Source organism: Luteibacter sp. PvP120, from assembly GCF_054055715.1.
Window position 1 is genome coordinate 1 of sequence record NZ_JBSRXP010000018.1, and the last position, 11,089, is coordinate 11,089.

The following is an 11,089-nucleotide window of genomic DNA, read 5'->3' on the forward strand; positions in this document are numbered from 1 at the left end:
GTGCTCAAGGCACCGCGCACAATCGGCCTGCCACACTCCGCTCTCGACTTCGAATCTACCCCATCGAAAAGACACAAGCGCACGATGTGCGCGAACCCTCACGCTCTGCCAGAACGAATGATGCGATGCGTGGGGTAGGGGTGGCGGTGGCGGTGGCTTCGTTGGGGGCCTCGGAAACGCCCGCATTTTTAGGGGCATGGCTTCTTTCGTCGTAGAGAGAGCTTGGGATCGCCCACATCGTGGGCTCCTACCACCGTCCGTCGGTCCGCCCCCTCCGCTCGCCACATCCGGGTCTGTCGGTATCGCGCACAAAAAAAGCCTCCGCCCGGGGGCGGAGGCTTCAGGGGTACCGACGATCGCGGAAGCGCTAGGCTTCCGCGATGGATCAGGCAGCCGCGTCCTTGAGCTTCTTGAGCGGACGGACCTTGACCTTGACCGAAGCGGGCTTGGCAGCGAACCAGCGCTCTTCACCGGTGAACGGATCCTTGCCCTTGCGCTTCGGCTTGGCGGCGACGGCCACCGAAGTGATCTTCAGCAGGCCGGGCAGCGTGAACGTGCCGGCGCCCTTCTTGTGGATCGAGGCGCTGATGGCGCTCTCGAGCGAGGCCATGACGGCCTTGACGCTCTTGCTGTCGACGCCGCTCTGCTCGACGATGTGCGAGACGAGCGTGGACTTCGAGAACGCATCCTTGATCGGCTTGAGCGCGGCCGGGGCCTTTGCAGCCTTCACGGCGCCCTTGGCGGGAGCCTTGGCAGCCTTCTTCGCCGCCGTTTTTTTGGTCGTGGCCATGGTTATCCTTGTCACTTGAATCGAATGAGGCGGCCTTTCCGGCCGGTGCCCAGCGGGCGACTCACTCTAGCGTTGCTTTCGCCCGCTGAAAATAGGGTTCGGGCAGTTTTTTTGCATTTCGAGCCCTTTTTTTACGGTCCCGTGTGATGCAATGCGGAATAACCGCCGCCGCGCTGCCTGCACCGCGCGTGAGCGCGGCGCAGGTAAGGGGCTCAGGACATCCCCGCAAGCACCTTGTCCAGCGTGATCGGATAGTCGCGAATCCGCACGCCGCACGCGTTGTAAACCGCATTGGCGATGCAGGCGCCCGCCCCGGATATACCCACCTCGCCCAGTCCCTTGATCTTCAGCGGGTTGGCCTTGTCGTCGAGTTCGCTGAGGAAGACCGCTTCCATCGGCCCGATGTCCGCATTGACCGGCACGTGGTACTCGGCGAAGTCGTGGTTGACGAACGCGCCGTAGCGCGGGTCCATCACGATCTCTTCCGAAAGGGCGGAGCCGACACCGAAGATCATGCCGCCGAGTGCCTGCGACCTGGCCGTTTTCGCGTTCAGGATGCGGCCGGCCGCGAAGACACCCAGCATGCGCCTCAGCCGTACCTCGCCGGTGTCCACGTCGACGCCGACCTCCGCGAAGAACGCGCCATAGGAGTTCTGGTTGTAGTCGGTGTTGTTGCTGCCCGGCTCGATGCCGCCCTCGGCCTCGACACCGTGCTGCCCGGCCAGGGCGGCATACCCGACCCGCTTGTCACCACCGGACACGTGGCCATCCTCGAAGCGGGCCTGGGTGGGGTCGATGCCTGCGGAGTGGGCCAGCTTGTCGCGCAGATGCATGCAGGCATCGTAAAGCCCCGAGCCGGCGCTGGCGGCCCCGAACGACCCACCCGAGCCAGGCGTATCGGGAAAATCGGAGTCGCCCAGCAGGATCGTCACCCGGTCCAGCGGCAGGCCGAGCAGGTCCGCGGCGATCTGCGTGAACACGGTGTACGAGCCGGTACCGATGTCCGTCATGGCCATGCGCGCCGTCAGTCGCCCTTCCGCATCCAGGCGCACGTGTGCCTTGGACGCCTGCAGCATGTTGCCGCGTATGCCGGACGACATACCGATACCGACCAGCCAGCGCCCGTCGCGGACCTGTCCCGGTTTGGCGATGCGCTTGTCCCAGCCGAAGCGACGTGCCCCGTCGTGCATGCATTCCACAACCTGCCGCGAGGAGAACGGTACGTCCAGTTCGGGATCAACCGTCGGCTCGTTGCGTACGCGCAGTTCGATCGGGTCGATGTCCAGCTGGATAGCCAGTTCGTCCATGGCACCTTCCAGCGCCAGCAGGCCGACCGCCTCGCCGGGCGCGCGCATGGAGATCGCCGGCGGCAGGTCCAGGTCGGTGTGCCGATGCGTGTTCAGCCGGTTCTCGCCGGCATAGCGCGAGCGGGTGCCGAGTACGGTCGGCTCGAACTCGTCATTGCCGGGCTCGTTGCCCGACCATGCCTCGTGGGCCTCGGCGAGGATCCGCCCCTGGTCGTCGGTGCCCAGGCGCACGCGCTGGATGGTGTTGGTGCGGTGGCCCACCACGTGGAACAGCTGCTGGCGGGTCAGCGCGAGCTTCACCTTGCGCCCCGTGGCCTTCGCCGCCAGCGCTGCCAGCACGGCATCCGGCTGAACGTCCAGCTTGCTGCCGAAGCCGCCGCCAATATAGGCGGACAGCAGCCGCACTTTCTCCGGCGGCACGCCGAACGTCGCGGCCAGCACCTTGCGCCCCGGGGTGGGCATCTGGTTGGAGGTTTCCACGGTCAGCTTGCCGTCGTCCCATTGCGCCACCGTGGCGTGCGGCTCCATCGCCGCGTGGAACTGGAAGGGCGTGGTGTAAGTGACGTCGAGAGTGTGCGTGGCCGAGGCATAGGCGGCCTCGAAGTCGCCCTTGCCGGTATCGGCCTTGGCGAACGACAGGTCCGCGGGCTTGCGCGCCTTGTCCTTCTCGGCGGCCAGTTCGAAGCGGCCCGGCTTCGCCTCGTAGTCGGCCTCGACCAGCGATGCGGCATGTCGCGCCTGCTCGTAGGTCTCGGCGATCACCAGGGCAATGGGCTGCCCGTAATGCTTGACCGCATCGCCGTCGAGCTGTGGCAACGCGTCGTCGGACGAGGTGTCCTGCTCCGGCACGTTGTCCGCGGTCAGCACCTCGATCACGCCTGGCGCCTGCCTGGCGGCTGCCGTGTCCAGATGCGCCACACGCCCCACGGCGATGGTGGCCAGCACGGGGAAGGCATACGCAACCTCGCCGATGCCGCCATGCTCGGCGGCATAGCGGGCTTCGCCGCGCACCTTCATGGGCCCGTCCACCCGGTCGATCGGCTTGCCGGTAAATCCCTCCGGACGATCGTCCAGCGGCGTGGTGCCGACGGTGTGATCCATGCGAATCGTCATGCGGCGGTCCTCCCGATGGCTTCGACAAGAACGGCGCCCAGCGTGCGCCGGACAAGCGGTACCTTGAAATCGTTGCTGCCATGGCCATGGGCGTCAGGCAGCGCTTTATCGGCGAGGGCGCGCAGCGCCGTCTCGTCGGTGCCTGTCCCACGTGCGGAGGCTTCCCAGGCATCGTCCCGCCATGGGCGATGAGCCACTCCGCCGAACGCCACCCGGGCCGAGGCCAGTCCGCTGTCGTCGACATCGACGATGGCGGCGATGGATACCAGCGCGAACGCGTACGAGGCACGGTCGCGCACCTTGCGATAGAGCTGCCGCCCAGTCGGCGCGGGCGGCAAGGTCACGTGCGTGATCAGCTCGCCCTCCTGCAGCACGTTCTCGATATGCGGGGTGTCGCCCGGCAGCGTGTAGAAGTCGCCGATGGGAATGTCCCGCGATTCGCCCTGTGCCGATACGGTATGGATCACGGCATCGAGCACCCGCATGGCTACCGCCATGTCGGAAGGGTGCGTGGCGATGCACGCCTCGCTGGTGCCGACGATGGCATGGATGCGGTTGTAGCCGCCGATGGCCGCGCAACCGCTGCCGGGCTCGCGCTTGTTGCACGGCATGGCGGTGTCGTAGAAGTAGTAGCAGCGCGTGCGCTGGACCAGGTTGCCGCCGGTGGTCGCCTTGTTGCGCAACTGTCCCGACGCACCGGCCAGCAGGGCGCTGGCAAGCACCGGATAGCGTTCGCGCACGCGTGCGTCCGCGGCCAGGTCGCTGTTGCGCACGAGGGCACCGATGCGCAACCCGCCGTCCGCGGTGTCCTCGATGCCGGCAAGGTCCAGCCGGTTGATGTCGACCAGATGATCCGGGGTTTCGATGCCCAGCTTCATGAGATCGAGCAGGTTGGTGCCGCCCGCGATGAAGCGCGTGTGCCGCTGCGCACCGGCCGCATCCGCCGCCGCGGCGGGGCTGGTGGCGCGCTCGTAGGTGAAGGGCTTCATGCGTCGGCCTCCGCGGCGTCAGCGATGGCGGCGACGATGTTGGGGTAGGCGCTGCAGCGGCAGAGGTTGCCGCTCATGCGCTCGCGTATCTCGTCGTCGGTCAGCGTGGGCCGGCTGGCCACATCGGCGGTGACGGCGCTGGCCCAGCCGGCGCGCACTTCGTCCAGCATGCCGGTGGCGGAGCAGAGCTGGCCCGGGGTGCAGTAGCCGCACTGGAAGCCGTCGTGCTCGACAAAGGCCGCCTGCAGGGGCCTCAGCGTCGCGCCGCTGGCCAGGCCTTCGACCGTGGTGATCGACTCGCCGTCGTGCATCACGGCGAGGGTAAGGCAGGCGTTGATCCGGCGGCCTTCGACCAGCACGGTGCATGCGCCGCACTGGCCGTGGTCGCAGCCCTTCTTCGAGCCGGTCAGGCCCAGGTGCTCGCGCAGCGCGTCCAGCAGCGTGACGCGGGGATCGATGTCGAGGACATGCTCCGCGCCATTGATGCGCAGGCGGGTGGATACGCTTGGGGGTGTCGTCGGCTGCATGCCGTTCTCCGTGGGTGGGCGACGAGATGCGCCGCTGCCTGGGTGAACCACGGTTTTAAAGGGAGGTACGTGAAAGAGGCGGGGTGGAAGCGTGCCGCCTGCGTGCCTTGGTTTTTACATCGAGCGGATCACGGCCGGTCCAGCAGACCGGCGGCTACCGCACGGGCCACGTCTTCTTCCGTGTCCAGGTCCCGGGCCAGCGCGTCGTTGCGCACGCGATGGACATCATGCCCGGTCCAGAGCGCGCGAAAACCACTGTCGCCTTGCAGGGTGACGGCACGCGCGAGCGTCCTCGCACGCAAGACGGCCGGCACGCCCGCGGCATCGCCATACGCCGTGACCGTGTCCTGCGTGCCGTCGTGCTCACGCAGCAGCCGTTCCAGGTGTACCTCGTCCAGCGCCAGCTGGTCCACGACGACGACCAGCACGGGGCCATCGCGGCCGGCGAGCGCATCGGCGGCGAGGTGCAACGACGACGCCATGCCCGTCGCCCAGTCCGGATTGAATACCGGCAGCGCACCGTTCAAGCGGCCGCACAGGTGCTCTGCGTACGCACCGACGATGGCGATGGTCTTGCCTGGCTGCGTGGATGCGACGAGCCGCGAGACGCGACCCACCAGGGTTTCGCCGTCCCGCGTCAGCAACTGCTTGGGCCGTCCCAGTCGGCGGCTGCCGCCGGCGGCCAGGATCACGGCATCGTGGCGGCCGGTCACAGGTGCCGCGCGCGATCGCGCTGGCAGACCTGCGCGAGAATGGACAGGGCGATCCCGTGCGGTGTCTGCGCGCCGATGGGCAGGCCCGCCGGAAGGTGCAGGCGATCCAGCGCCGCGTCGTCCACGCCGTCGTCGCGCAAGCGGTCCACGCGCGCGCCGATCTTGTTGCGGCTGCCGAGGACACCGACGGCAAAGGCGGGCGAGCGCAACGCATGTGAGGCCACCGCGTGATCCATCTCGGCATCGTGGCTGAGCGCATAGATCGCAGTGCGCTCGTCCACCCGCAGCGCGTCCAGCGCCACGCCCAGCGCGCGCGGGTCGTAGGCCGCCAGGGTCACGCCCGGGGGCGGCTCGGTTGGGCCGTGGGGTCGCAGCAGCACCACTTCCACGCCCATGGCGGGGGCCAGTCGCGCCACCGCCAGGGTGACCGGGTCGCCCCCGACGGTGACCAGTCGCAGCGGCGGCAGGCGCACGTCCGCGTAGCGGTCGTCATCGGGATCCGCCATGCCGTCGACGATCGTCCAGTCGCCGGTGGTACGGTCGGTCAGCACGGTGACCGTGCGGCGCTCGCGCCGGGCGGCCGACAGGGCGTCCACGTACCGGGAGGGCTCGCGCAATTCGCGGACGAAGATGCCGATGCGCCCCCCGCACGTGAGCTGGATATCCAGCACCGGGCTGCCCACGCCGTAGTCCAGAAGGCGCGGCCGGCCCTCGGCAAGGGCGGCCAGGGCCTCCTGGGCGACGGCGGCTTCCACGCAGCCGCCGGAGACGTAACCGGCCACGCGCCCATCGGCGGCGATCGCCATCTCGCTATACAGCGGCCGTGGCGACGGACCGGCGACGTCCACCAGCGTGGCCAGGGCCACGCGGCCTGCCTGCGCATACTGGTCGAGGGCGGGCAGCAGATCGTCGACAAGGGCGTATTCCGGCCAGGCGGGCCAAGCCGGCGGGGACGAGGGGTTCGAGGCGTTCATGGATGAAGTCTGGCACGATGGCATGTGAAGGCCGGGCGGGATTTGGACACATCCCGCCCACGCGCAACGTGGTTTCCTGAGGCGACATGTCCCCACTCATCGACCGTCACGGCCGTACCAAGCGCAAGCTGCGGATATCGCTCACCGACCGCTGCAATTTCCGCTGTACGTATTGCATGCCCGAGCATCCGGACTGGCTTCCCCGGAGCACCCTGCTTGCGCGCGAGGAAGTGGTGCGCCTGGCCGGCCTGTTCGTGGACAGCGGCATCGACCAGATCCGCCTGACCGGTGGCGAGCCCCTGCTGCGTCGCGACCTGCTCGAATGCGTGCGCGATATAAACGCCCTGCGCGAGCGGGGCCTGCGTCGCCTGTCGATGACTACCAACGCCTCGCGCATCGCCCCGCGTGCGGCCGAGTTGGTGGCGGCGGGTATCGACGACTTCAACGTCAGTCTCGACGCGGTCGATCCGGATACGTTTCGCCGGCTGACCCGGCGTGAGATCGCCCCGGTGCTCGATGGCATCGCCGCGCTGGTCGATGCCGGTGCCCGCATCAAGCTCAACGCGGTGGTGATCCGCGGCGACAACGAGAAAGACGTGGTGCCGCTGCTGGAATGGGCCATGGCCCGCGACATCCCGCTGCGCTACATCGAATACATGCCGCTCGACGCGCCCGGACAATGGAAGCGCGATGCCGTGGTATCGGAGGCCGAGATGCTGGCGGCCATCCGTGCGACGCACCGCGTCGACGACCTGCCACGCGGCAACGATCCGTCCACGCCTTACCTCGTGGACGGGCGTTATTCGCTGGGCGTCATCTCCACCGTTTCCAATCCCTTCTGTTCCACCTGCGACCGCCTGCGGCTGACGGCCACGGGCGAATTGTTCACCTGCCTGTTCTCGCCGCTGGGCACCCCGCTGGGCACGCGCATGCGCGAGGGCATTGCCGACGACGTGCTTGCCGAGCAGGTCCGGCGCGCGGTCTGGCTCAAGGATGCCGGTTACGCGTCGCGTCCCGGTCCCGTCGACCGGCCGCTAACCATGCACGCCATGGGTGGGTGAGCGCTTTCCTACGGATCTGCCATGACATCGATCGTTTTCGAACTCTTCGCCAACCTGGAGCGGTTGGCCGGCCGACACGAATGCACCGTGGAGGTCGATGACACGGTAGTCACCGTGGGTGACGCCGTCGCGCGGCTCGCCGTTGCGCAGCCGGCACTGGCCGCGTCGCTCGAGCGCTGCGCCTGCGTGTCCGGCGACACCATCGTGCGCCGCGCGGACGCGTTGCCGGCCGACGGCCGCATCGCCTTGTTGCCGCCCGTGGCCGGAGGCTGATCCATGACCCATGCCGTGCTTGCCCACGCCGCCGTCGCGGTGGACCCGTTGCTCGAACTTCATGCGCATCCCGAATGCGGTGGCCTGGCCCTGTTCGTCGGCACCGTGCGCGACCACCACGAAGGGCGCTCGGTGCGCCACCTTGCCTATACCGCCCACGAGCCGCTTGCCGAGAAGGTGATCCGCGACGTGGAGCAGGCCACGCGCGAGCGCTACGGCGTGCCTTACGTGCGCATTGTCCATCGCCTGGGTGATCTGTCGATCGGGGATATCGCCATTGTCTGTGTGGTGCGCGCGCCGCATCGTGCCGAGGCTTTCGACGCATGCCGCTATGCGGTGGATGCGGTGAAGCACGGTGCGCCCATCTGGAAGGAAGAGTTCTACACGGACGGTACCAGCGCGTTCGTGGAGGGCTGCTGCATCCGTGACGACCTGGACGACCAGCCAGCGCCCCACGCGCACCACCACCACCCTCCGCATGCGAGCCACGGATGAAAGACGTCAGCCAGAAACCCGATTCCCTGCGGATCGCGCGTGCCACCGCCACGCTGCATGCGCCAGCGGCCTGCATCGATCTGCTGCGCAGCGGCGAGACCGAAAAAGGCGACCCGCTGAAGACGGCGCGCGTTGCCGGCATCCTTGCCGCCAAGCGGACCGACGAACTGATTCCGTTGTGCCACCCGCTGCCCATCCACCGGGCCGACGTCACCTACGAACTGGCCGCGACCAGCGTGCGCATCGTCGCCGAGGTGCAGACCATCGGCCCGACCGGCGTGGAGATGGAAGCGCTGACCGCGGCCAGCCTGGCCGCGCTCACGATCTACGACATGCTCAAGCCGTACGCGGAGCCCGACGAGCTGCACATCCAGGATTGCCGCCTCGAGCGCAAGGTCGGCGGAAAATCGCACTACCGTCGCGCACTGGCGTCGCCGCGCACGGCCGCGGTGGTGGTGCTGTCCGACACCGTGGCCCGTGGCGCCAAACCCGATACGGCCGGCGTCTTCGTCCGCGATGCGCTGGTCGATGCCCATTTCGCTCCCGTGGCCTACACCGTGATCGGCGACGACGCGACGACCCTGCGCGATCGCGTGCGCGCCCTGGTCGATGAGGGCACCTCGCTGGTCATAACGGTGGGTGGCACCGGTCTGGGGCCCCGCGACATCACCGTGGACACCATCAGGCCCATGCTGGATGTGGATATCCCCGGCATCATGGAAACCGCGCGCGCCTTCGGCCAGCAGCGTATGCCCTACGCGATGCTCTCGCGGGGCGTGGCCGGCTACATCGGCGACACGCTGGTGCTCACCTTCCCGGGTAGCCGGGGCGGCGCCAGCGAGTCGCTGGCGGCCACGTTGCCAGGCATCGTGCACCTGCTGGAAACGGGGCGTGCGGGAGGCAAGCACCCCGGCGGCTACGGGGAGGCCAACTGATGGCGCTCCTGCCGCTGGCGGAAACCTTCGCGCATTACCGGCAGCACGTCGGCCCCTTGCCGACGCAGCGGATGGCCCTGGAACTGGCGTTGGGGTCGGTGCTGTCTGAGCCCGTGGCCGCCCTGGTCTCGCTGCCGCGTTTCACCCAGAGTGCCGTCGACGGTTATGCGTTGCGTGTCGGCGATGGGCGCAACGAGCGTGCGCTCGTCGGTACATCCGCTGCTGGCGATCCAGCCGACGTCGTGGTCGGGCCAGGGCAGGCGGTGCGTATCCTCACCGGCGGCGTGCTGCCCGCTGGCGCCGATGCCGTCGCCCGCCAGGAGATCGTCGAGCGCACCGGGGCTGGCATCGCGCTGACCGCCGCCGTGGTCGTCGGCGAGGCAATCCGTTTCGAAGGCGAGGAACTGGTCGCCGGCACGATCATCGCCGCCGCCGGCCAGCGCGTGACGGCCGGTCTTGTCGCCGCACTGGCGATGGCCGGGATCACCGAGGTGGAGGTCTACCGACGTCCGCGCGTGGTGGTCTTGGTCACCGGCGATGAAGTGGTACGCGCCGGCGAGCCGCTGGCGCCCGGGCTGGTCTACGACGCCAACGGGCCGCTGCTTCGTGCCTGGTTCGTCGAGCAGGGCTACGGTGAGCCGGTGGTGGCGTATGTCCGCGACGATGAAGCGGCGCTGGAAGAAGCGATGAGCGCCGCGCTGGACAGTGCCGACCTGGTGGTGACCAGCGGCGGTGTGTCGGTGGGCGATCGCGATTTCGTTCCGGCCGTGGCCGAACGCCTGGGCGTGCGCAAGGTGTTCTGGAAAGTGGCGCAGAAACCGGGCAAGCCGCTCTGGTTCGGCATGCGCGAGGGAAAGGCCCTGCTGGGTATGCCGGGCAATCCCGCGGCCGTGCTGGTGTGCCTTACCGTTCACGCACGCGCGGTGCTGGCGAGGCTGGAAGGTGAGACATCCGAACAACCGGCGTGGTGCCAGGGCCTGCTGGCCATGGCCGTCGATGCCGACGACGAGCGCGACCGTCTCGTGCGCATGCGACTGGACATGAGCAGCGGCATGGTCTCGCTGGCGTTACTGCCGCGGCAGGAGTCGCACATGCTCAGCAACATGGCCACCGCGCAGGCGCTGGTATGGCTTCCTGCGCGGGCCGAGCCCTTTGCGGCGGGCGAGCGCGTCGCCTGGCTACCGCTCTGAACGAGGGCCCGGCAGCGCCGGGCCCTGCGCCATTACCAGGCTTTGACGTCCGAAACGACGACCGTGTAATCGGTCATATCCGGGGAATAACGGAACAGGCGGCCGAGGTCGAAGTCGACGCTCTTGCCCGGTTCGATGTTGGACGTACCTGCCGGCCAACCCTGCTTGCTCGCGACGACCTTGCCCGACGCGTCCTTGGCATCGATGCGGATCTGCGCGGCAGCGGCTTCGGTGCACTTGTTGACCAGGTTGCCCTTCATGCTGAAACGCGGCTGGCCCGAACCCTGCTGGAGCTTCACGCCGAAACCTTCGACGGCGAAGTCCTTGGCGGCGCAGGCGGCATGGGCGGACAGCGGGGCGGCGACGAACAGCGCGACGGCGATGGCGATCTTCTTCATGGGTGGTGTTACCTGTCGATAGGGAAAGGCTGACACCCGTCTCGTGAGATAGGGCGTTAGCTTTCGTATCGGCAGGTGGTTAGGAGACTTTAGGCTTTGTGTGGGTGGGCTCGCCTTCGGCATCGCGTTTAGCCTTGGAGCCTTGGGCTCTGGGGCAAGAGCCGGCGGGTAGCCCCCTCGGGGCCACGCCTGTGGCGACCCGCTAGGGAAGGGCCGCTCCGCTGCCGTTTATTGATTGCCCTACGGGCCCGGGTCGGGCTTCGCACGGGGATTTTCGATTCGCCATCCATGGCTCAGCGAAAATGGCCGGCCGTCCTGGCCGGC

The 11,089-nt window shown here is 68.2% G+C and carries 12 protein-coding genes; 5 read left to right on the top strand and 7 right to left on the bottom strand.

Going from position 1 to position 11,089, the window contains the following annotated elements:
* Nucleotides 1–385: 385 nt before the first annotated feature.
* The 6 genes from ACVKN3_RS19320 to ACVKN3_RS19345 all read right to left on the bottom strand — a co-directional run bounded on the left by ACVKN3_RS19320 (nt 386) and on the right by ACVKN3_RS19345 (nt 6,413).
* Nucleotides 386–790, bottom strand: a complete 405-nt coding sequence (locus ACVKN3_RS19320) for an HU family DNA-binding protein (RefSeq protein WP_036137170.1) — start codon at nt 788–790, stop codon at nt 386–388.
* Between the two features lie 212 nt (nt 791–1,002).
* Entirely contained in the window at nt 1,003–3,204 is a 2,202-nt protein-coding gene (locus ACVKN3_RS19325) for a molybdopterin cofactor-binding domain-containing protein (RefSeq protein WP_456992320.1), read from the bottom strand.
* A 2-nt stretch (nt 3,205–3,206) separates the two neighbouring features.
* Nucleotides 3,207–4,199, bottom strand: coding sequence for an FAD binding domain-containing protein (locus ACVKN3_RS19330; RefSeq protein WP_354517500.1), 993 nt, complete (start codon nt 4,197–4,199; stop codon nt 3,207–3,209).
* A complete protein-coding gene (locus tag ACVKN3_RS19335) occupies nt 4,196–4,726 on the bottom strand; it encodes a 2Fe-2S iron-sulfur cluster-binding protein (protein WP_354517503.1) in 531 nt (176 codons plus the stop codon). The genes ACVKN3_RS19330 and ACVKN3_RS19335 overlap by 4 nt, the downstream gene beginning before the upstream one ends.
* 128 nt (nt 4,727–4,854) lie before the next feature.
* The gene (locus ACVKN3_RS19340) at nt 4,855–5,439 is read right to left on the bottom strand and encodes a nucleotidyltransferase family protein (RefSeq protein ID WP_354517505.1); all 585 of its coding nucleotides are present in this window, start codon (nt 5,437–5,439) and stop codon (nt 4,855–4,857) included.
* On the bottom strand, nt 5,436–6,413 hold the full coding sequence (locus ACVKN3_RS19345; RefSeq protein ID WP_354517507.1) for an XdhC family protein: 978 nt from the start codon (nt 6,411–6,413) through the stop codon (nt 5,436–5,438). Before ACVKN3_RS19345 ends, ACVKN3_RS19340 begins: the two co-directional genes overlap by 4 nt.
* Nucleotides 6,414–6,499: 86 nt before the next feature.
* Here ACVKN3_RS19345 and moaA point away from each other — a divergent pair, with 86 nt between their 5' ends.
* From moaA to ACVKN3_RS19370, 5 genes are read left to right on the top strand one after another with little or no spacing between them, the layout of a single operon-like run.
* The gene (gene moaA / locus ACVKN3_RS19350) at nt 6,500–7,474 is read left to right on the top strand and encodes a GTP 3',8-cyclase MoaA (protein ID WP_354517510.1); all 975 of its coding nucleotides are present in this window, start codon (nt 6,500–6,502) and stop codon (nt 7,472–7,474) included.
* Nucleotides 7,475–7,495: 21 nt separating this feature from the next.
* Nucleotides 7,496–7,747, top strand: coding sequence for a MoaD/ThiS family protein (locus tag ACVKN3_RS19355; RefSeq protein ID WP_285406766.1), 252 nt, complete (start codon nt 7,496–7,498; stop codon nt 7,745–7,747).
* Between the two features lie 3 nt (nt 7,748–7,750).
* Complete coding sequence (locus tag ACVKN3_RS19360; RefSeq protein WP_285406767.1) at nt 7,751–8,242, top strand: molybdenum cofactor biosynthesis protein MoaE; 492 nt, start codon at nt 7,751–7,753, stop codon at nt 8,240–8,242.
* Nucleotides 8,239–9,177, top strand: a complete 939-nt coding sequence (moaCB, locus tag ACVKN3_RS19365) for a bifunctional molybdenum cofactor biosynthesis protein MoaC/MoaB (RefSeq protein WP_354517513.1) — start codon at nt 8,239–8,241, stop codon at nt 9,175–9,177. The genes ACVKN3_RS19360 and moaCB overlap by 4 nt, the downstream gene beginning before the upstream one ends.
* The gene (locus tag ACVKN3_RS19370; RefSeq protein ID WP_354517515.1) at nt 9,177–10,367 is read left to right on the top strand and encodes a molybdopterin molybdotransferase MoeA; all 1,191 of its coding nucleotides are present in this window, start codon (nt 9,177–9,179) and stop codon (nt 10,365–10,367) included. The genes moaCB and ACVKN3_RS19370 overlap by 1 nt, the downstream gene beginning before the upstream one ends.
* A 32-nt stretch (nt 10,368–10,399) precedes the next feature.
* Here ACVKN3_RS19370 and ACVKN3_RS19375 read toward each other — a convergent pair whose 3' ends face one another.
* Nucleotides 10,400–10,765: a hypothetical protein gene (locus tag ACVKN3_RS19375; protein WP_036137150.1), complete on the bottom strand. Its 366-nt coding sequence runs from the start codon at nt 10,763–10,765 to the stop codon at nt 10,400–10,402.
* Between the last annotated feature and the right edge of the window lie 324 nt (nt 10,766–11,089).